General features: G+C 63.1%; 20 protein-coding genes and 1 riboswitch. Of the genes, 13 read left to right on the plus strand and 7 right to left on the minus strand.

From position 1 onward, the window contains the following. Positions 1 to 3 precede the first annotated feature (3 nt). A complete protein-coding gene (locus tag LB556_RS13755) occupies positions 4 to 861 on the plus strand; it encodes a thermonuclease family protein (protein WP_411908586.1) in 858 nt (285 codons plus the stop codon). Here the strand turns inward: LB556_RS13755 and LB556_RS13760 are convergent. Continuing rightward, entirely contained in the window at positions 827 to 2,473 is a 1,647-nt protein-coding gene (locus tag LB556_RS13760) for a lysine--tRNA ligase (RefSeq protein ID WP_224567840.1), read from the minus strand. The genes LB556_RS13755 and LB556_RS13760 overlap by 35 nt on opposite strands. A gap of 158 nt (positions 2,474 to 2,631) precedes the next feature. Here LB556_RS13760 and LB556_RS13765 point away from each other — a divergent pair, with 158 nt between their 5' ends. Continuing rightward, a complete protein-coding gene (locus LB556_RS13765; protein ID WP_224567841.1) occupies positions 2,632 to 3,045 on the plus strand; it encodes a tellurite resistance TerB family protein in 414 nt (137 codons plus the stop codon). 76 nt (positions 3,046 to 3,121) lie between these two features. On the opposite strand, the gene LB556_RS13770 is transcribed toward LB556_RS13765, so the two are convergent. Continuing rightward, positions 3,122 to 3,934: a transporter substrate-binding domain-containing protein gene (locus LB556_RS13770; RefSeq protein WP_411908591.1), complete on the minus strand. Its 813-nt coding sequence runs from the start codon at positions 3,932 to 3,934 to the stop codon at positions 3,122 to 3,124. Positions 3,935 to 4,229: 295 nt separating this feature from the next. Here LB556_RS13770 and LB556_RS13775 point away from each other — a divergent pair, with 295 nt between their 5' ends. From LB556_RS13775 to LB556_RS13785, 3 genes are all read left to right on the plus strand, one after another. Next, complete coding sequence (locus LB556_RS13775; protein ID WP_224567844.1) at positions 4,230 to 4,961, plus strand: helix-turn-helix transcriptional regulator; 732 nt, start codon at positions 4,230 to 4,232, stop codon at positions 4,959 to 4,961. Between the two features lie 97 nt (positions 4,962 to 5,058). Beyond that, positions 5,059 to 5,697 (plus strand): acyl-homoserine-lactone synthase, encoded by a 639-nt coding sequence (locus LB556_RS13780; RefSeq protein ID WP_224567846.1) that lies wholly within the window; start codon positions 5,059 to 5,061, stop codon positions 5,695 to 5,697. Further along, entirely contained in the window at positions 5,694 to 6,443 is a 750-nt protein-coding gene (locus LB556_RS13785) for an enoyl-CoA hydratase-related protein (RefSeq protein ID WP_224567848.1), read from the plus strand. The genes LB556_RS13780 and LB556_RS13785 overlap by 4 nt, the downstream gene beginning before the upstream one ends. A 113-nt stretch (positions 6,444 to 6,556) precedes the next feature. Here LB556_RS13785 and ppk2 read toward each other — a convergent pair whose 3' ends face one another. Then, positions 6,557 to 7,465, minus strand: a complete 909-nt coding sequence (gene ppk2, locus LB556_RS13790) for a polyphosphate kinase 2 (protein ID WP_224567850.1) — start codon at positions 7,463 to 7,465, stop codon at positions 6,557 to 6,559. A 217-nt stretch (positions 7,466 to 7,682) separates the two neighbouring features. Here ppk2 and LB556_RS13795 point away from each other — a divergent pair, with 217 nt between their 5' ends. The 3 genes from LB556_RS13795 to LB556_RS13805 all read left to right on the plus strand — a co-directional run bounded on the left by LB556_RS13795 (position 7,683) and on the right by LB556_RS13805 (position 10,893). Continuing rightward, positions 7,683 to 8,948: an ATP-binding protein gene (locus tag LB556_RS13795; RefSeq protein ID WP_224567852.1), complete on the plus strand. Its 1,266-nt coding sequence runs from the start codon at positions 7,683 to 7,685 to the stop codon at positions 8,946 to 8,948. Between the two features lie 115 nt (positions 8,949 to 9,063). Then, entirely contained in the window at positions 9,064 to 9,789 is a 726-nt protein-coding gene (phoU, locus tag LB556_RS13800; RefSeq protein WP_224567854.1) for a phosphate signaling complex protein PhoU, read from the plus strand. A 96-nt stretch (positions 9,790 to 9,885) separates the two neighbouring features. Beyond that, positions 9,886 to 10,893, plus strand: coding sequence for a magnesium and cobalt transport protein CorA (locus LB556_RS13805; protein WP_224567856.1), 1,008 nt, complete (start codon positions 9,886 to 9,888; stop codon positions 10,891 to 10,893). A 105-nt stretch (positions 10,894 to 10,998) separates the two neighbouring features. Here the strand turns inward: LB556_RS13805 and LB556_RS13810 are convergent, their stop codons facing one another. Further along, positions 10,999 to 11,517, minus strand: a complete 519-nt coding sequence (locus tag LB556_RS13810; RefSeq protein ID WP_224567858.1) for a GcrA family cell cycle regulator — start codon at positions 11,515 to 11,517, stop codon at positions 10,999 to 11,001. Between the two features lie 357 nt (positions 11,518 to 11,874). On the opposite strand from LB556_RS13810, the gene LB556_RS13815 reads away from it, so the two are divergent. The 3 genes from LB556_RS13815 to LB556_RS13825 all read left to right on the plus strand — a co-directional run bounded on the left by LB556_RS13815 (position 11,875) and on the right by LB556_RS13825 (position 15,181). Continuing rightward, a complete protein-coding gene (locus tag LB556_RS13815) occupies positions 11,875 to 13,074 on the plus strand; it encodes an aspartate aminotransferase family protein (RefSeq protein ID WP_224567860.1) in 1,200 nt (399 codons plus the stop codon). Positions 13,075 to 13,090: 16 nt separating this feature from the next. Continuing rightward, positions 13,091 to 14,002 (plus strand): ornithine carbamoyltransferase, encoded by a 912-nt coding sequence (argF, locus tag LB556_RS13820; protein WP_224567862.1) that lies wholly within the window; start codon positions 13,091 to 13,093, stop codon positions 14,000 to 14,002. Between the two features lie 147 nt (positions 14,003 to 14,149). Next, the gene (locus tag LB556_RS13825; protein WP_224567864.1) at positions 14,150 to 15,181 is read left to right on the plus strand and encodes an Hsp33 family molecular chaperone; all 1,032 of its coding nucleotides are present in this window, start codon (positions 14,150 to 14,152) and stop codon (positions 15,179 to 15,181) included. A 39-nt stretch (positions 15,182 to 15,220) separates the two neighbouring features. Here the strand turns inward: LB556_RS13825 and apaG are convergent, their stop codons facing one another. Then, the gene (gene apaG / locus LB556_RS13830) at positions 15,221 to 15,613 is read right to left on the minus strand and encodes a Co2+/Mg2+ efflux protein ApaG (RefSeq protein ID WP_224567866.1); all 393 of its coding nucleotides are present in this window, start codon (positions 15,611 to 15,613) and stop codon (positions 15,221 to 15,223) included. Between the two features lie 221 nt (positions 15,614 to 15,834). Here apaG and LB556_RS13835 point away from each other — a divergent pair, with 221 nt between their 5' ends. Beyond that, the gene (locus tag LB556_RS13835; RefSeq protein WP_224567868.1) at positions 15,835 to 16,986 is read left to right on the plus strand and encodes a ceramide glucosyltransferase; all 1,152 of its coding nucleotides are present in this window, start codon (positions 15,835 to 15,837) and stop codon (positions 16,984 to 16,986) included. 31 nt (positions 16,987 to 17,017) lie between these two features. Here the strand turns inward: LB556_RS13835 and LB556_RS13840 are convergent, their stop codons facing one another. Further along, entirely contained in the window at positions 17,018 to 18,208 is a 1,191-nt protein-coding gene (locus tag LB556_RS13840; protein ID WP_224567870.1) for an O-succinylhomoserine sulfhydrylase, read from the minus strand. A 56-nt stretch (positions 18,209 to 18,264) separates the two neighbouring features. Beyond that, positions 18,265 to 18,342, minus strand: a riboswitch (SAM riboswitch). Between the two features lie 78 nt (positions 18,343 to 18,420). On the opposite strand from LB556_RS13840, the gene LB556_RS13845 reads away from it, so the two are divergent. Beyond that, positions 18,421 to 19,512 carry a 2'-deoxycytidine 5'-triphosphate deaminase gene (locus LB556_RS13845; protein WP_224567872.1) on the plus strand — a complete coding sequence of 364 codons (1,092 nt, stop codon included), beginning with the start codon at positions 18,421 to 18,423 and terminating at the stop codon, positions 19,510 to 19,512. Between the two features lie 42 nt (positions 19,513 to 19,554). Here LB556_RS13845 and araD1 read toward each other — a convergent pair whose 3' ends face one another. Continuing rightward, a complete protein-coding gene (gene araD1 / locus LB556_RS13850; protein ID WP_224567874.1) occupies positions 19,555 to 20,547 on the minus strand; it encodes an AraD1 family protein in 993 nt (330 codons plus the stop codon). Positions 20,548 to 20,618 lie beyond the last annotated feature (71 nt).

Consider the following 20,618-nt stretch of genomic DNA (forward strand, 5'->3'; position numbering starts at 1 on the left):
CGGGTGCGACTTCCTCATCTTGTCCTGGCGGTTCTGATGGTCCCGGTGATGGCGGCCCTGGTCGTCGCCGGCGGACGCACGCTGAAGGGAAGCGAGAGCAGTGTTACGGTGGACCAGATCGATCCTGGCGCCGACATGGCCTCTCAAGCAGGCATCGATGCCGGGCCTGAAGAGCCAGCTACTTCGGCCATTCCGGGGCCTGCTGCTCCGCCGCCGCCGCCGCCGGTGCATTCGCGGGCCATCGATCCGGATGTCGTCGCGCCACCGGAACTGCCCACCGGGGAGCTTGAACGGATCGAGCCGCGCGAACCGCTGAGCAAGCTGGCGCTCGCCATGCCACCCAAGCCGAAGATGCCTGACGACTGGAACGGCACAAAGCTGTTCCAGCCGGTCGCGCCGGCTGCCGGCCTGATTGACGCGAAAGGCTATTCTGTCGCCGTTTCCGGCATCGATGTCGTCAGGCAGGACGAGACCTGTACCACCGACGGCAAATCCTGGCCGTGCGGCGTTCGTGCGCGCACGGCATTCCGTGCCTTCCTGCGCGGTCGCGCGGTGGTTTGCCTTGTGCCGCCAGAGGGCGGTCGCGACCTGATTGCGGCGAAGTGCCGGATCGGCAAGCAGGATGTCGGCCAATGGCTGGTCGAAAACGGCTGGGCGCGCGCCGCCAGGGGCGGGCCCTATGTCGAGGCCGGCGACAAGGCCCAAAGCGCGAAGAAGGGCATTTTCGGATCGGCGCCGAACCTTGCCGGCATCTCGGCGGCGCCGGCCGCGCTAGGCCCCGCGCCTCAGGCGCCGGGTTCGATCCTCGAAGAGGACGGCGGTGTCCTCAAACCAGCTGACCAGCCAACGCCTTCTGAATGAGCGCACGGGTCTCGGCGATGCCATAGAGGGCAGCGAAGGATCCGAAGCGCGGGCCGCGTTCCTGGCCGATCAGCACCTGGTAGATCATCTGGAAAAACGCGCCTGAAACGCCGGGACCGCCTTCCGGGCTCTGCTTGGAATGATCCTGATAGCGTTCGATCTTGCGCGCCACGTTGAGCGATGCGTTCTGGATCGCCTCGCCGCTGGCGCCGGCCGGCAAGTCGCCGAGTGCCTTTTCGAGAGCCACCAGCGCTCCGCGCTCGACCTCGTCGGCGGGCCGAAAGGTTTTCGTCGGCTTCACGAAATCGTCGAAATAGCGGATCGCGTATCCCGTCAGCCGGTCGAGCTCGGGATGGGTGGCCGGCGTCACGCCCTGCGCGTGGCGCGAGATGAAGCCCCACAGCACATCCTTGTTTTGCGCATTGGAGGCGCTGACCAGGTTGAGCAGCAGCGAGAACGGCACCGGCATGTCGATGGCGGGCGGGTTGCCGTCATGCATATGCCAGACCGGATTGCCCAGCCGTTCCTTCCAGTCCTGCCTGCCATAGGCGGCGAGGAAGGTGTAATATTCGTCCACCGCCCGCGGGATGACGTCGAAATAGAGTTTCTTGGCCTGCCGCGGCCGCTGATACATGTAGAGCCCGAGGCTCTCGGTCGGCGCATAGGTCAGCCATTCGTCGATGGTCAGGCCATTGCCCTTCGACTTGGAAATCTTCTGGCCGTTCTCATCCAGGAACAGCTCGTAGACGAAATGCTCCGGCGCCCGGCCGCCCAGGATGTTGCAGATGCGGTCATAGACCACCGCGTTGGTCTGGTGGTCCTTGCCGAACATCTCGAAGTCGACGCCGAGGGCTGCCCAGCGCATGCCGAAATCCGGCTTCCACTGCAGCTTCACATTGCCGCCGGTAACCGGCAGCGTGGTTTCGGCGCCTTCATCGTCGAAGGTGATGGTGCCGGCCTCGGCGTCGACATGCTTCATGGGGACGTAGAGCACGCGCCCGCTCTTCGGTGAAATCGGCAGGAAGGGACTGTAGGTCGCCTGCCGCTCGGGTCCGAGCGTCGGCAGCATGACCGCCATGATCTGGTCGTAGCGTTCGGCGGCGCGCAACAGCATCGCATCGAAGCGGCCGGCCTTGTAATACTGCGTCGCGCTGGCGAATTCGTAGTCGAAGCCGAACGTGTCGAGGAAGCGGCAGAGCATCGCATTGTTGTGATCGGCAAAGCTCGCATAGTCGCCGCCGAAGGGGTTGGGCACCGATGACAGCGGCTTGTGCAGATACGGCTCGAGCGCCGCGCGATCCGGCACGCTGTCGGGTATCTTGCGCATGCCGTCCATGTCGTCGGAAAAGCACAGCAGCTTGGTCGCGACCTTGTCCTGCGTCAGCACGCGGAACGCATGGCGCACCATCGATGTGCGCGCCACTTCGCCGAACGTGCCGATATGCGGCAGGCCCGACGGTCCATAGCCAGTCTCGAACAGGATCGTCTCGGGAAAATCAGCACCTTTATAGCGCTCGATGATCTTTTTGGCTTCCTCGAACGGCCATGCCTTGCTCTCGGCCGCCACCGCCAGCAGTTCGGGATTGAGATCGATGATGTTTGATCCCGCCATGGTCCTGTTTTCCAAATTATTCGCCGCTCTGGCTGTAAGTGCCGATTTTTCAACCGGTCTCTAGGCGCGCATCGCCGGAGCGTCAACGCGTGGGGCGCTTTTTCCTTGCGGCGTCCGGCCCCTCTTCCTACCTTCGAAGCCCGCTCAAGGAGTAAAGAATGCCGTCGCCGACCCCGCACGAAGCCCTGATCTACCTGATGGTCATCACCTCGGCTTCCGACCGGGACATGACCGACATCGAACTGGCCAGGATCGGCGACGTCGTCCGTTCATGGCCGGTGTTCGAGGACTTCAAGCAGGACCGGCTGGTTGCCGTGGCCCAGGCCTGCCAGAAGATGCTGCACGAGAAGGATGGGCTGGAAGGCGTCCTGACCCAGGTTGCGGAGGCATTGCCGGAGCGGCTGCACGACACTGCCTACGCCGCCGCCTTCGAGGTCGCCGCCATCGATCTGGAGATGCGGCTGGAAGAGGTGCGCGTGCTGCAGCTGATCCGCCGTCGGCTCGATCTCGACACGTTGACCGTGGCCGCCATCGGCCGTGCGGCCAAGGCGCGGCTTCGCACGCTCACCTGACATGGGCCCGGCCTGAATATCGGCAGCCCTTTGGAGACTGAAGGGGGCGGATCAGAAAAAACTGACCGGGACCGGATCAGAAGAAACTGACCGGGAAATAGCGCAGGTAGAATTCGGCGAAGGTGCCTTTCATCGAAATCTCCTGCAGCGCGTAGTCGATCGCGGCCGCAAGCTGCGGATTGTCCGCCCTTGTGGCGATGGCCATGCCGGTGCCCAGATATTCGGGTGCCAGATAGGGACCGCCGGCAAAACGGCAGCACCCGGCGGCATCGGAGCCGCCCAGCCAGAAAGCGAAGCGCATGCCATCGCCGAAGGCCGCGTCGATCTTGCCGGCCTTGAGATCGCCGTAGAGGGCTTCCGGTCCGTCGAAGGGGACGACCTGGACCGTGCTGAAATAATCGCGCAGCATGCGTTCATGCGCCGAGCCTGCTATCACGCCGACGCGCTTGCCGTGCAATTTTTCGAAGATCGGTTCCACCAGCGCCTTGTTCTTGGGCATGATGAAACGCGCTGGGAACTGCAGATAGGCGCGCGAGAAGGCGTATGTCTGGCGCGACTGCGCCGTTGCGGCAATGCCGGCGATGATCGCTTCGCCTTCGCCTTTCTCGAGCGCGCCTTGAAGTTCCGCCCATGGCAACGCCTGGATCTGGCACTTGTCGACAATGCCGAGTTCCGCGCAGATGGCGCGCGCCAGGTCGATATGGAAGCCGGACAGCTTTCCCGCGCCGTCGAGGAAATTAAAGGGCGGGAAATCCGTGGTCGTCAGGAACCGCAGCCGCGGCAGCGCCGAAAGGTCTGGCTTGGGCAGCCGCTCCTTGGCATCCCACAGCACCGGTACCTGCGGCTCCGCCGCGCACGCCCCTCGAACCGATGAGAGCGCCGCGATCAGCGCCACTGCCAGGATCTGGAACCTCCATTGGAACGCCAAGATAGAACTCCGCACCCGTGCTCGCGCCGGTTCTGGTACGAAAACGGTGCAGGCACAATGCTTTTTGATTTCAACGCGCCGATTTCAGGATATGGTTTGGTGGGTTGCAAACAGCGGTGGCTGCCCTGGTGGGGGTACCAGGGTCGAGAACCACAACCGGAAGCGGGCGCTTTGCAATTCGTGGTCGGTGGCGAAGTGCCGGCAAGGCGCGGATCATGGACTTCAATGCGTGAGGCAACATGGGGTTGATGTTGCGATGGGTCAGTTCGATCGGACGCTGGAATACATAGACCAAGTGCAGCACGCCGGAACGGCGGCCGCGGTCTGCGAGAAACTGTTGGGCGTAACGTCGGAGTTCGGCCTGACCGCGCTGATGGCCGGAACCGTTCCGCAGCCGGGCACGCCGACGGGTCAGCAAAAGCAGCATGTGCTGCTTTGCGACTGGCCGGTCGAATGGCTCGAGCGCTATGTGACGCGCAACTATGTCGATCACGATCCGGTCGTCAGTCACATGAAACAGCTGCAGGCGCCGTTCCAGTGGCGGGAAGCCGCTCAGGGCATTCGCATCGACAAGAGCAGCGGCGAAGTGATGGGTGACGCCGGCGCCTTCAAGCTGCGCGACGGGCTGGCCTTCCCGCTGATCACGCTCGACGGCGAAATCGTCATGGTGTCGCTGGGCGGCGAGGCCGTGGAACTGTCGGCGGCCGAATTCGGCCTGGTCTCGCTGGTCTCGACCTATGCCGTCGGCCGCGCCATGCAACTCCACACCATGGCTGCCACGACCATCGATCACATCGAGCTGACACCCCGCGAACGCGAGTGCCTGCAATGGGCCGCGGTCGGCAAGTCCGAATGGGAGATTTCGCAGATCCTCGGCATCTCCGAGCACACGTCGGAGAAACATCTTCTTAACGCCAAAAGCAAACTCGGTGCCGTCAACCGGGTGCAGGCAGTCGCCGAGGCGATAAGGCGCGGCTACATTAGCTAGGTCGGCCGTGCAGGCCTAGAACTTCTTGCCTACGTGATCACGCAATTTTCGCATCAAAGCACGGCCGTATCTTCCCTGAAACACAGGAGACTACGGAATGCTTTTTTGTCTTTCGACCAAAGAATTGATGGAACGCACCGACCTCTGGGAGGCCGTCCATCGGCTGCGCTACAGGATATTCGTCGAGGAAATGGGATGGGAGGACCTGCGGCGCCCGGACGGGTTTGAGGTCGACCAGTTCGATCACGACGAGGCGGTGCATCAGATCGTCATCAGGGGCAATGAAGTCGCGGGCTATCAGAGGATGCTGCCGACCACACGACCGCATCTGTTGACCGAGGTGTTGACCGATCTGTCCGAAGGAACGCCACCGGCGGGTCCTGACGTCTGGGAACTGACCCGCTATGCAGTGGCTCCGGGCTTTCGCGATGGCCGGCGCGGCGTTTCGACCGTCGGCACGGAATTGATAGCCGGTTTCGTGGAGTGGGGTCTGAAGCGCGGCGTCGACAAGGTGATCATCGAGTTCGAGCCGATGTGGGTGCTGCGCGCATTGCAACTGCATTTCCTGGCGACGCCGCTGGGCTATCAGCGCACCTATGGCAACCAGCAGGTCGTGGCGACGCTGCTCACTTTCAACGAGCACACGCTGGACGTCGTGCGTTCGCGCCGCAATCATCATGCACCCGTCCTGGCCAGGGGATATCCCGACCTGTTCGGCCAAAGGAGGGCGTCATGAACGCGCACCCCCAGCCAGAACTGCGCAACCACGCGCTGATCGTCACCGTGTCATCGAATGACGGCCGGCCTGTGCTCGACAGGAGAGCCTATGAGAGCCTTGCCAGGACGTTCCACGAAGCCGTCGGGAATGACGAGGTGCGGGTCGTCGTGTTGCGCGGCCTTGCGGGCTGCTTCTGCCTTGGCGGCGATTTCTCCGAATTCCTGGATGCCACCAAGCATCAGAAGCTGATCGCCGCCGTCACCGACATGTTCCGCATGCTGGCGACATTTCCAAAGCCGATACTTGCCTGTGTCGACGGCGATGCCGTCGGCGTCGGCTGCACCATCCTGTTCCATTGCGACATGGTGATCGCCTCCGGCAGAAGCACGTTCCGGGTGCCGTTCGTGGATTTCGGCCTGGTGCCGGACGCGGCGACCAGCATCCTGGCGCCGCAGAAGCTCGGCTATGCCGGTGCTTTCCGCTTCTTCTGCCTCGGCGACACGCTTCATGCCGAAGACGCCAGGGCGCTCGGCCTCGTCGCCGAGCTCGTCCCGGAAGGCAGCGTCGAGGAAGCGGCGCTTGGCCGGGCAAGGCAGTTGGCCAAGAAGCCAGTTGCCGCCTTGCTGCAGACGCGTGGGCTGCTCAAGGGCAACACCACGGCACTTTGCGAGCGCATCGATGAGGAGATATCGCTGTTCCAGCAGGCGCTGCAGGACGACGCTACGCTGCGACGGTTGCAGCGGATCGCGCGCCTGGCGGCATAGATCAGGATGATTTCACGCTTCTCGGCATGACGCTTTGGCCGCCAGGCCGAAGGTGAAGGGCGTCAAAAATCAATTGCGCCGCGCTGCCTTTGGCTGCGCGGCGCCAACAAGCGTCAGTCGTGCCTGCCCAGGAATGATGGGCCTTCGCCGATGATCTTCTTGTCTTCCTTGCCGATCATGTCGAGATCGCGTCCATCATAGGGCAGCGACAAGAGGATGCGACGCATCACCGCCAGCCGCGCGCGGCGCTTGTCGTTGGCCCGCACGATGATCCATGGCGCGAACTCCTTGTGGGTCCGCTCGAACATGGTGTCGCGCGCCTTGGTGTAGTCGTCCCATTTGGTGATGCCGGCTACGTCCATCGGCGAGAATTTCCAGCTCTTCAGCGGGCTGTGGCGGCGATCGTGAAAACGTTCGAGCTGCGTTTCCTGGCCTATGTTCAGCCAGAATTTGAAGAAGTGGATGCCGTCGTTGACGATCATCCGTTCGAAATGTGGCGTCTCGTCGAGAAACTTCTCGTGCTGTTCCGGTGTGCAAAAACCCATCACCGGCTCGACACCGGCGCGGTTGTACCACGAACGGTCGAAAGTGACGAACTCGCCGGCGGTCGGGAAGTGGTCGACATAACGTTGGTAGTACCATTGCCCCAACTCGGTCGGGGTTGGCTTGGTCAGCGCCACATTGCGTGCCGTGCGCGGGTTGAGGTACTGGCGCACCACGAAGATCGTCCCGCCCTTGCCGGCAGCGTCACGGCCCTCGAAAAGCGCCATCACACGCTTGCCGGTCGCCTGTAGCCATGCCTGCGCCTTGACCAGCTCGACCTGCAATTTCTCGAGCGTCTCGTCATACTCCTCGCCTTTCATCTTCTTGTCGTAAGGATACCCGCCCGCGCTCAGCTTGTTCTCCTCGACCCAGTCCGGAAGCTCCGGGTTTTCAATATCGAACTCCCGTTCCTTGCCGCCGATCCTGATCTTCAGCGGACCTGAAGTTGGCGTGACGGAATTTTCCTTGGCTTTTTTCATGCAGGCGAACCCTTTTAAGTGTCTGGACTCATGCTATTGGGAGCCACTACAGCGCCGCGCGTTCGTTCGGACGCGCAAAGGACGCTGTAGAACTTTTGATTTTGCGCATGATCCTTTCCGAAAATCGATTCCCGATTTTCGGGATTATGCGCAGTAGCGGCCGGCGGAGGTTTCCGTCGCCGTGTGACCGGTGGGAGGTTGGGCGTGGGGCGCGCGAATGACTGACCTGAACGCTGAACAGAAAGGTACGGCGCAAGCGATCGCCGCCCGGCTGTGGAACAGCCGCCGGCTGCTGGCGGCCGGGGTCGTGGCGGTTCTGATCACCTTTGGCTTCGCGGGTATTTCCGCCTATGCCCTGGTACCGGCGCTGCTCCTGCTGCTGGCGGCGGCAATATTGCCGGTAACCGGTGCGCGCCATGCCGCCGAGAGCGCCGGGGCAATCGAGGCGATGGGGTTGCAGCGCCTGTCCGGCGAATATCTCGCCGCCGCCGTCGCCGACCCACTCATCATCTTCGACCAGGCTGCCACCATCGTCCACGCCAACGCCGCCGCCTTTGCCGCCTTTGGCGGCATCGCACCCGGCATATCCCTGCCGCTGAAATTCCGGGCGCCGGAAATGCAGGCGCTGCTGGACAGTGTGCTGTCGGGCACCGTCGCCTCGGATGTTGTCGACTACACCGAGAAACTGCCCGTCGAGCGGGCTTACCGGGTCAGCGCGTCCTCGGTCGGTCATGGCACCGACCTCTACGTGCTGGTCTTCAAGGACCAGAGCGAGGCACGGCGCATCGACCGCATGCGCGCCGACTTCATTGCCAATGCCAGTCACGAGTTGCGCACTCCGCTGGCCTCGATCGCCGGCTTCATCGAAACGCTGCGCGGACCGGCCCGCAACGATCCGGCGGCGCGCGAGCAGTTCCTCCAGATCATGCAGAACCAGACCGGCCGCATGGCGCGCCTGATCGATGATCTCCTGTCGCTGTCGCGGTTGGAGATGAAGCCCTACCTGAAGCCGGGAACCGAAGTCGATCTGCGCCAGACTGTCGACAGCGTCATCGATTCGCTCGGACCGCTCGCCCGGGAAAACAATGTCGCCATCGAGCGCGATTTCGCCAACGGGCCGCTTGACGTGCCAGGCGATCGTGATGAGCTGTTCCAGGTCTTCGAGAACCTTTTGGAAAATGCCTGCAAATACGGCCAGTCGGGCGGGCGCGTCGTGGTGTCGATCGCGCGCGACGATGACGGTTCCGAACCCGGCATCGACGTGACGATCAGGGATTTTGGCCCCGGCATTCCCGAGGAGCATATCCCGCGCATCACCGAGCGTTTCTACCGCATCGACGTCGAGACCAGCCGGACCCAGAAAGGCACGGGACTTGGCCTGTCGATCGTCAAGCACATCCTGACGCGTCACAACGCCAGACTGACAATCAAGTCCGAGGTCGGCAATGGCGCTGCTTTCTCGGTCCATTTGCCGGCGCACTGATGCCGCCCTTGTTTTCCACGGGGCGGTTTCTTTTTTCTGTCATCCGGTTAGCGTATCAGCGGGGATTCGAGGAAACGACTCAAAACAAGACACACCGTGGGAAGGCATTTCGTCCATGCAGTCCGTTCACATAATGAGCGCCTACGACGAGGAACTGAAGTATCTCTCCAAGCGCATCGCTGCGATGGGCGGCCACGCCGAGCGCATGGTCGAGCAGGCGGTCGCCGCCCTGGTCAATGCCGATCCGGGACTGGCCCAGAAGGTCATTCGCGATGATGTCGTGCTGGATGAGGGGCAGCGTGAGATCGACGACAAGTCGATCATCATCATCGCCAAGCGCCAGCCGATGGCGACGGATCTGCGCGAAATCGTCGGCGCCATCCGCATTTCGGCCGACCTCGAGCGGGTCGGCGATCTCGGCAAGAATGTCGCCAAGCGGGTGGTTGCGGTGACCGACGGCCGTCAGCCGACCAGCCTTTTCCGCGGCCTGGAGGCCCTGGCCGACCTGGCGCTGACCCAGCTGAAGGAAGTTCTCGACGTCTACGCGTCGCGTTCGGTCGACAAGATCGGCTTCGTGCGCGACCGTGACGACCAGATCGATGCCATGTACACGTCGCTGTTTCGCGAATTGCTGACCTACATGATGGAAGATCCGCGTAACATCACGCCCTGTACGCATCTGCTGTTCTGCGCCAAGAACATCGAGCGTATCGGCGATCACGCCACCAACATCGCCGAGACCATCTACTACATCGTCACCGGCGAGCAGATGCCGACCGAGCGACCGAAGAGCGACAAGACGGACAAGATCGGCCTCTCCGCGGCGCTGCCGAGCAAGTGAACGCACGCCTCTCGAACGCTTGATCATATTGCGCTAGACTATCCCGAGATAAGCTTGCTGGCTCCCCGGGGGAGGCAACGCTTTCGGGAGGCCGCGATGGAATATGTCCGCGAGTTCAAGCCCGCGCCGCCGACATCGGGTATCATCGCCTGTGGCGTCTATACAACTGGGCGCCGTATCGCCGATATTTCGATCGAGGAAGCCGGCGACTGGGCCAAGAAATCGGGACACGTCGTCTGGATCGGGCTGCTTGAACCCGACCGCGAACTTCTGCTGCGCGTCCAGGCGCAGTTTCATCTGCATGAGCTGGCGATCGAGGATGCCGAGCATCCGCACCAGCGGCCAAAAATCGAGCAATATGGCGACGCGCTGTTCATCGTCGCCCGCACGGCGCAACTGATCGACGGGCGCGTCACCTTTGGCGAAACACATCTGTTCGTCGGTTCAGGCTACATCGTCAGTGTCAGGCACGGTCCTTCGACATCCTATGCCGCCGTGCGCCAGCACTGGGAAAGCTGCCCGCATTCGCTGGCCAAGGGCGAGGATTTCGTCCTCTACGCCATTCTCGATTTCATCGTCGACAACTACATGCCCGTGCTCGAGCAGATCGAGGACGAGGTCGAGGCGATCGAGGACAAGGTCCTGCTGAAGCCGATGACAGGCCCCGACATTGAACGCCTTTACATGCTGCGCCGCGACCTCCTGCGCCTGCGCAACGCGGCGTTGCCCCTGGTGGAAGTTTGCCGCCGGCTGACCAGCGCCGACCTGCCGCAGATCCATTCGGCCATGCACCCGCTGTTCCGCGACGTGACGGATCATATCCGCACCGTCCAGGAGAAGATCGACAGTTTGCGCGAGGTCTTGGCGTTCGCCTTCGAGGCCAGTCTCCTGGTTGGCCAAAGCCAGGAGACGGCGATCTCGAAGAAACTCGCCTCATGGGCGGCCATCCTGGCGGTGCCGACCGCATTCGCCGGCATCTACGGCATGAACTTTACCGACATGCCGGAGCTGAAGATGGAATATGGCTACCCGATCGTGCTGGCCGTCATCGCGCTGATCTGCTGCTTCCTGTATTGGCGGTTCAGGAAGAACGGCTGGCTGTGAAAAAGGGAGTAGCGAACAGGCCATAGCGGGCAGCGCAAAACCCCTTGCCTCCTATCGGAGCGTTCAAGCCTATTCGCTATTCGCTATTCGCTATTCGCTATTCGCCTATCGGCTCCTGCGCCGCTCCGCCGCTGGCTGGAACGCCACGCGGGCATGGTACTTGCAGTAAGGACCGGTCTCGGCGGCTTCGTTGCCGCAGAAATTGAAATCCTCCGAAAGCGGGTCGCCGTTCGGCCATTTGCAGGTGCGCTCGGTCAGTTCGACGAGCTGCAGATGCCGCGAGATCGGCACCACGACGTTCTCGACCGGGCGTATGTGATGTCTTGCCACGGGTTCGGCATCGAATTGCGTCTGAAGAGCCGTCGCGCCGATCGAAGTCGTGACGTGGCGTGCCGTGCTTGCGGCGCGCGCCACCGACTTCTGGACGGTCGAGCCTTGCGACGCCTTCTTCTGGCGTGCCGGCGTCGCCGTCGCACGGCCGCGGCCCGACAGCTTCAGCCGGTGCACCTTGCCGATCACCGCGTTGCGGCTGACGCCTCCAAGCTGCGCGGCAATCTGGCTTGCGCTCAGACCCTCCGACCACAGTTTTTTCAAGAGTTCTACCCGCTCGTCAGTCCAGTTCATGAGACCGCGCTCCTCATCAGCGTGCGGCAATCAGAATCCTTTCCCGACCCAGCACCACTGCTGGGGCAGACACCACATATATCTGGTGATTAGGTCCGCCGCACGAAATCTAGTTATTTCTCGTCTACAACTACTCTATGCGCTGACTCGGTGACAAGAGTCCCAAGTGCAACACGAATCGGTTTTTTCGGTTTTCCCCAACTTGCCCGCTCGCTCATGAGCCGGCGTCGCGTCGGAGGCTTGCCGCGCGCCACTGCGCGACGTTTTCGTTGACTTCATGACCGAAAAACACGATAAGCCGCAGAAGGCCGCCGCTTTGGCGGCTTTTTTGATTTTCCGGTACCGGAGACGCATATAATGAGCGGTTCGGCGCTTTACGAGACCTTTGCTCGCGCACCCTTGGCCTTCGACCACGGGGAAGGGACCTGGCTGGTCACCGACAAAGGCGAGCGATATCTCGATTTTGCTGGCGGCATCGCCGTCAATTCGCTGGGCCACAGCCATCCGCACCTGGTCGCGGCCCTCACCGAGCAGGCGGCAAAACTCTGGCACGTCTCGAATCTCTACGAGATTCCGGGACAGAGCCGGCTTGGCGAGCGGCTGGCCGATGCCACCTTCGCCGACAAGGTGTTCTTCACCAATTCCGGTGCCGAGGCACTGGAATGCGCGATCAAGACGGCGCGGCGCTACCACTTCGTCAAGGGACATCCCGAGCGCTTCCGCATCATCACCTTCGAAGGCGCCTTCCATGGCCGCACGCTGGCAACCATCGCCGCGGGCGGGCAGTACAAATATCTCGAAGGCTTCGGACCCAAGGTCGAAGGCTTCGACCAGGTCGGCTTCGACGACATCGACGCCGCTGAAAGGGCGATCACGCCCGAGACCGCCGCGATCCTGATCGAGCCGGTGCAAGGCGAAGGCGGCATCCGCCCGGTGCCGGCGCAGTCGTTGAAGCGGCTGCGGCAACTCTGCGAGCAGCACGGCCTGCTTCTGATCTACGACGAGGTCCAGTGCGGCATTGGCCGCACCGGCAAGCTGTTCGCGCACGAATGGTCTGGCGTGACGCCCGACATCATGGCAATCGCCAAGGGCATTGGCGGCGGCTTTCCGATGGGCGCCTGCCTTGCCACCGACGAGGCGGCCGTTGGCATGACCGCCGGCGTGCACGGCACCACATTCGGCGGCAATCCGCTGGCAATGGCGGTTGGCAACGCCGTGCTCGACGTCGTGCTGGAGGACGGTTTCCTGGAGGAAGTCCAGCGCAAGGCGCTGCTGATGAAGCAAGGGCTGGCGTCAATAGCCGATGAATTCCCCGAAATCGTCGAAGACATCAGGGGCGCCGGTCTGATGCTGGGCCTCAAATGCGCGATGCCCAATGCCAAGGTGAACCTGGCATTGCGTGACCAGCATTTGCTGGCGGTCCCTGCCGGCGACAACGTTATCCGCCTGTTGCCGCCGCTTACCGTCACCGATGCCGAGATTCACGACGCGCTCGGCCGCATCCGCGCCGGCGCCAAGGGCTTGTCCGAGGCGATCGCTGCCGCCGCCGCGAAGTAATCCGGAACCATTCCTGATGTCAGTTCGCCACTTTACCGATCTTTCCACCGTTTCCGCAGGCGATTTGCGCTTCATGCTGGACGACGCGGTGACGCGCAAGGCGCGTCTCAAGGCCGGCGAGCGGACCAAGCCGCTCGAAGGCAAGGTGCTGGCCATGATCTTCGACAAGCCGTCGACGCGCACGCGCGTTTCTTTCGACGTCGGCATGCGCCAGCTTGGCGGCGAGACCATCATGCTGACCGGCACCGAGATGCAGCTCGGCCGCTCCGAAACCATCGCCGACACCGCCAAGGTGCTGTCGCGCTATGTCGACGCCATCATGATCCGCACCACCTCGCATGAGCGGCTGCTGGAGCTTACCGAGAACGCCACCGTTCCGGTAATCAACGGCCTGACCGACGACACCCACCCTTGCCAGCTGATGGCCGACATCATGACTTTCGAGGAGCATCGCGGCCCGGTGGCAGGCAAGACGATTGCCTGGACAGGCGACGGCAACAATGTGCTGCACTCGCTGCTCGAGGCCTCGGCACGGTTCCGCTTCAACCTCAATGTCGCCGTGCCCGAAGGCAGCGAACCGGCGCAGAAGCATGTCGACTGGTCCAGGGCGCATGGCGGCAAGCTGCATTTCACCCGCTCGCCGGAGGAGGCCGTCGATCAGGCCGACTGCATCGTCACCGACTGCTGGGTGTCGATGGGCCAGGAGCATCGTGCGCGCGGCCATAATGTGTTCTCGCCCTATCAGGTCAACGCGGCGCTGATGGCCAGGGCAAAGCCAGACGCATTGTTCATGCACTGCCTGCCTGCGCATCGCGGTGAGGAAGTCACCGACGACGTCATCGACGGGCCGCATTCGGTGGTGTTCGACGAGGCCGAGAACCGGCTCCACGCCCAGAAGGCCGTGCTTGCCTGGTGTCTCGGTGCTTGATGTGTCTCGGTGCTTGATTTGCCTTGGGCGCTTGCAATGCCTTGGCGCCTGAAATGCCCAGGCGCTTGATCCGCGAGGGTGCGATGCCTATCTGCGCCGCATCACGCAAATCAAGCGCGTTTGGACGCATGTGCCCATCAGGGCCGCATGGCCGCGCCCTGGAGCTTTGTCATGTTGGAAAGCCATCAAGTGACTGAACATCACCCCAAACTCGGCGAGTTCGGCTACGCCGGCGACGATCACGTCGTTCCGTTCGAAGTCGGGCCGCTCGACGTGCGTGGCCGCACGGTCCAACTCGGGCCGATGCTCGACGCCATTCTTGGCCGCCACGACTATCCCGAGCCGGTCGCCCGCCTGCTGGCGGAAGCCTGCGTGCTGACGGTGCTGCTCGGCACCTCGCTCAAGTTCGAAGGCAAGTTCATCCTGCAGACCCGAACCGACGGGCCTGTCGACATGCTGGTCGCGGACTTTTCCACGCCCTCGGCGCTGCGTGCCTATGCACGTTTCGACGCCGATCGGCTGGAGGCGCTGATTGCGGCGGGTGAGACCTCGCAGCAAACGCTGCTTGGTAGCGGCGTGCTGGCGCTGACCATCGACCAGGGTGCCCATACCCAGCGCTATCAGGGCATCGTCCAACTCGACGGCGAGACGCTGGAAGAGGCGGCGCGCACCTATTTCCGGCAGTCGGAACAGATTCCGACCGACATCAGGCTCTCGGTCGCCAAGCTGCTGACGCCCGGCCCCGGTGGCGCGCGCGAGCAGTGGCGCGCCGGCGGTATCCTGGCGCAGTTCCTGCCGCAGGCCTCCGAGCGCATGCGCGTTCCGGACCTTCCCGGTGGCGACGGCGATCCCCGCGAGGAGATCCATGATCCCGTGGACAATTCCTGGCAGGAGTTGCTGGCTCTGCTCGGCACCATCGAGCCCACCGAATTGATCGACCCGACCATTGGCGCCGAGCGGCTTCTCTATCGCTTGTTCCACGAGCACGGCGTGCGCGTTTTTGGCGGCGTCCCCGTAGCCGACCAGTGCTCATGCTCCCGGGAAAAGATCCGTGGCATCCTCGAGGGCTTCTCCGCACAGGAGATCGAGGACAGCACCGAGGATGGTGGCATCCACGTCGCTTGCGAGTTCTGCTCCACGCAGTACGACTTCGATCCGGCCGAGTTTGCGGCTCAATGATTGGTTCCTTCTCCCCGTGTAGTGACGGGGAGAAGGAAGCTAATTCACGGTGCGCCTTGTCCCCGGCAGATCGAGCGAGAAGGCGGGGATGGCGATATCGAACGTCTCGCCGCGCTTGTTGCGCATCGTGTAGCGTCCGACCATGATCCCGGACGGTGTCGAGAGCGGGCAGCCGGACGTGTACTGATAGCTGTCGCCGGGATTGAGTTCCGGCTGGTCGCCGACAACGCCGGGCCCGCGCACTTCTTCGATCCGGCCGGCACCATCGGTGATGTGCCAGTAGCGCGACAACAGCTGCACGAATTCGTCCGACTGATTGTCGATTGTTATCTGATAGCCCCAGACATAGCGGTTCTCCGAGGGATCCGAACGGTCCTCGAGATAGAACGGCCTGACCTGCACTTCGATGTTGCGCGTCACGGCGCGATACATTGAGCGGCTCCAAAACAATCCGATGACTTTCGGCGCTCCCGGCGAGCAGGTCAACGTGCGCGTCTTGTCGCGCCCGACCTTGAACCGCGGGTGACGGCAAAGAATGTCATTTAAGTGACACATGACAATGGTGGTGTGCGCGAACCGGGCGACTCGGCGCTCTGTCGAACTGTTGAAAACGGCCGCGACGCGGGCCGCCTTTCCGGAGTGACCAGATCTCGATGGAACTCACCTTCATAGCCGCCTCGCTTTCGACCGCACTCATCCTTTCAAACGCCGTCAGCATTTCGCTCGCCGCTTCACAGTTGAAACGGCGCACCACGATCGCCCCGCCAGCCGGCAAGTCGCAACCGGTCTCGATCGTCGTCCCGTCGCGCGGCGTCGAGCCGTTCACGCATGAGACGCTGGAACGTGCCTTCGCGCTCGACTGGCCGCGCTATGAACTGATCTTCTGCGTAGCCCATGCCGACGACCCGGTGGTCAAGCTGATCGGCGCGGCCATTGGCCGCTTTCCAAAGATTCCAGCCCGCCTTTTGATCGGCGATGACCGTGTCAGCGCCAATCCCAAGCTCAACAATTGCGTCAAGGGCTGGGAAGCGGCGCGCCACAACTGGGTCATCCTTGCCGATTCCAACGTCTTGATGCCGAGAGACTATGTCCAGCACATGATGGCGGCATGGCGGCCCGACACCGGCCTTGTCTGCTCGACGCCGATCGGCTCGCGACCCGAGGGATTCTGGGCCGAAGTCGAATGCGCCTTCCTCAACACCCTGCAGGCCCGCTGGCAGTATGCCGCCGGGGCGCTCGGCCTCGGCTTCGCCCAGGGTAAGAGCATGTTGTGGAACAAGCCGATGCTGGACGCCAATGACGGCATCCGCGCGCTGGCGGCCGAGATCGCCGAGGACGCCGCCGCGACCAAGCTCGTGAACGGCCTCGGCCTGCGCGTCAATCTCGTTGCAGCACCCTTCGAGCAGCCGCTCGGCCAGCGCACGCTTGGCGAGATCTGGTCGCGCCAGGCCCGCTGGGCACGCCTGCGCCGCGTCACCTTCCCGCGGTTCTTCGCGCCCGAAATCCTGACCGGCGCGGCGGTGCCCCTCGCGCTTGCGCTGGTTGCGGCGGCGAGCGCGGGCGTGAGCCTCTGGGCAACCGCGATTGCCGTATTGTCGGCCTTCTATCTTCCGGAATGCGCGCTCGCCTTGTTCAACGGCTGGTACCTGTCGCCGCGCATGGTCGCTGCGATGATCGCGCGCGACGTGATGCTCCCCACCATCTGGGCGCGCGGCTGGCTCGGCGGCCCCGTCGACTGGCGCGGCAACGCCATGACCATCCGCACCAAGGCAGCCGAATTGGAAGAGACGCCCTCTGGCGCCTGAGGCGCCGCCGCCGAGGCTGCCTGGACGAACCCTATTTGGTCGCCTTCAGCGCCTGTGCAATGTCTTCCAGCAAGTCGTCGGCGTCCTCCAGGCCGACAGACAGCCTGAGCGTACCAGGCCCGATGCCAAGTTCGGCGCGTGCCTCGTCGCTCAGGTTCTTGTGCGTCGTCGTTGCCGGATGCGTGATCAGGCTCTTGGCATCGCCGAGGTTGTTCGAGATCAGCACGATGTCGAGCGCGTTCTGCAGGGCGAAGGCCGCCGGCTTGCCGCCCTTGACATCGAGGCAGATCAGTGTCGAACCGCCCGACATCTGCTTCTTGACGATATCAGCCTGCGGGTGGTCGGCGCGGCCGGGATAGATGACGCGGGCGATCTGCGGCTGCTCGGCCAGGAAATCGGCGATCTTGCCGGCGCTTTCCGTCTGCTGGCGCACGCGCAGCGGCAGCGTCTCCAGGCCCTTTAGCAAGGTCCAGGCATTGAACGGTGACAGGCTGGGGCCGGTGTGGCGGAAATAATCGTGCAGGTTCTCGTCGATCCACTTCTTGTCCGAGAGGATGACGCCGCCCAGACAGCGGCCCTGGCCGTCAATGTGCTTGGTGGCCGAATAGACGACGATGTGCGCGCCAAGTTGCAACGGCTTCTGCTGCAGCGGCGTGGCGAAGACATTGTCGACGACAAGCCGCGCACCGATCGAATTGGCAAGCGAGGCAACGGCGGCGATGTCGACGACTTCCAGCGTCGGATTGGTCGGGCTTTCCAGGAAGAACAGCTTGGTGTTCGGCCTGACCGCCTTTTCCCAATTGGCGATATCGGTGCCGTCGACCAAGGTCGCCTCGATGCCGTAGCGCGGCGCCAGTGTCTCGACCACCCAGCGGCAGGAGCCGAACAGGGCGCGCGCCGCCACGATATGGTCGCCGGCCTTGACGCTGCACAGAAGGGCCGCCGTCACCGCCGCCATGCCCGACGCCGTGGCGCGCGCGTCTTCGGCACCTTCGAGAGCGCACATGCGCTTTTCGAACATGTCGACGGTCGGGTTGGCGTAGCGCGAATAGATGAAGCCCGGCTCTTCGCCCTTGAAACGGGCTTCCGCCGCCTGGGCGGTCTTGTAGACATAGCCCTGCGTCAGATACATCGCCTCGGAGGTTTCGCCGAAGCCGGAACGCAAGGTTCCTCCATGTACGAGTGCGGTTTGAGGCTTCCAGTTGCGCGTCTTGCTCGTCATCGTCCTATCCAAACACAAAAAAACCGGCCGCGAAAAGTCGCAACCGGTCCATACGGCCTTGCGGCCCGACGGTCCTTTAGCGACTTGTTTAACGTGGCTGCAAGCCGACCGGCCAAATCACCACGGGATAACGACCCTTTAGACCCGCGCCACGCTTGCGTCAATTGGCGGCTTGATTAAGAGGTTTGTACCAACGGCCCAGGAGCGGAGCTTTGCGGCAGACAGGCATCCTTCCCGATCAGGACATCTCGGCGCTGTTCCAGTCCGGCGCGCTGAAGTCGCCGCGTGCGCTCGACGCGGATCAGATCCAGCCGGCGAGCCTCGATCTCAGATTGGGTGAGAAGGCCTGGCGGGTGCGCGCTTCGTTCCTGCCCGGTCCCAACCACAAGGTCTCGGAAAAGCTCGATCGGCTGCAACTGCACGAGATCAATCTGAGCGAAGGCGCGGTTCTTGAAACCGGCTGCGTCTATATCGTGCCGCTGCTCGAAAGCCTGGCCCTGCCGGCTGATATTTCGGCCTCGGCCAATCCCAAGAGCTCGACCGGGCGCCTCGACATCTTTACCCGCGTCATGACCGACCGTGGCCACGAGTTCGACAAGATCGCCGCTGGCTATCACGGTCCGCTCTATCTCGAAGTCAGCCCGCGCACCTTCCCGATCATTGCGCGCACCGGTTCGCGCCTGTCTCAAATCCGCTTTCGTACCGGCAACGCGCTGCTTTCGGAAGCCGAACTGCACGAGTTGCACCGTGCCGAGATGCTGGTCGCCACCGATCCGCCGAACATTTCGGGCGGCGGCATCGCGCTGTCCATCGATCTCAACGGCGACAGTGACGGGCTGGTCGGCTATCGCGGCAAGCACCACACGGGGCTGGTCGATGTCGACAAGCGTGCGGCCCAGGATGTCCTCGACTTCTGGGAGCCGATCCACAAGAGCGGCGCCGGCGAACTGGTGCTCGATCCCGACGAATTCTACATCCTGGTCAGCCAGGAGGCGGTGCATGTGCCGCCGCTCTACGCCGCCGAGATGACGCCGTTCGATCCGCTTGTCGGCGAGTTCCGCGTCCACTATGCCGGCTTCTTCGATCCGGGGTTCGGCCATTCGGCCGCCGGCGGAACCGGCAGCCGAGCGGTGCTCGAAGTGCGCAGCCACGAAGTGCCCTTCATCCTCGACCATGGCCAGATCGTCGGCCGGCTGGTCTACGAGCACATGCTGAAGCGGCCGCAGGCGCTTTACGGGACCGACCTCGGCTCGAACTATCAGGCGCAGGGCCTGAAGTTGTCGAAGCATTTTCGCCCGCGCTGAGATCGAATCTCCCCCCGCAGGGGAGATCACGCGATCATGACGTCACAGCGCCTTCACCACCACCTTCACCGGCTTCTCGATCTCGAGCGGGTTGCGCAGCGGCAGCCCGAAATCCCCGGCCTCGATCTCGAAGACGTCGCCGGCTTCGGTCTTGACGCCGTCGGCGAAGGATAGCGTCGCGGTCCCGAACATATGCACATGTACATCGCCCGGCTGGCGGAACGCCGAATATTTGAAGTGATGATGTTCGAGATTGGCGATGGTGTGGGACATGTTGGCCTCTCCCGACAGGAACGGCTTTTCCCACAGCGTCTTGCCGTCGCGCACGATGCGCGACGTGCCGCGGATGTCGGAAGGCAGGTCGCCGATCAGGATTTCGGGCCCGAACGAGGCGTTGCGCAGCTTGGAATGGGCGAGGAAGAGATAATTCACGCGCTCCGTCACATGGTCGGAAAACTCGTTCGACAGCGTGAAGCCGACGCGGAAAGGCGCGCCGTCGTCGCCGATGACATAGATGCCGGCCACCTCGGGTTCCTCGCCGGCATCCTTGGCGAAGGCCGGTGACAGGAGCGCGGCACCTGGCGCCACGGCCATCGTGCCGTTGCCTTTGTAGAACCATTCCGGTTGCACGCCGACCTGGCCTTTCGCCGGCTTGCCGCCCTCCAGCCCCATGCGGAACATCTTCATGGAATCGGTGAGCTGCTCCTCGCCGTCGGTGCTGAGTTTCTTGTGCATGGAATCGCGTGTCGCCGCCGAGCCGAGATGCGTCAGGCCCGTGCCCGTGAGATGCAGGTGCGCAGGATCGGGGTGATTGATCGGGGACAGGAGCCGCCCCTTCTTGTAGGCCGCGTCGAGATCGACTGTCTCGCCGAGCCCCTTGCGCTCGATGAGGGTGGCAAGGCCGACGCCGGTGCGGGCAGCCTCCATCGCCAGTGAATAGACACTGCGCGCCCCGTTGATGATCCGGGTCTTGCCGCCGCTGCGGGCAACGACACGGATGGTCTCGGCGTCGTCGAGAATCTGCGAGATCAGCATGATCAATCCTCTCTCATTCATCTGTGTCCGGCTGCCAACGGGCCAACCCCAGCCGGCGCGGCGCGGGAACA

Origin of the sequence: Mesorhizobium sp. ES1-4 (genome assembly GCF_020164745.1) — a bacterium.
Lineage (GTDB): Bacteria > Pseudomonadota > Alphaproteobacteria > Rhizobiales > Rhizobiaceae > Mesorhizobium.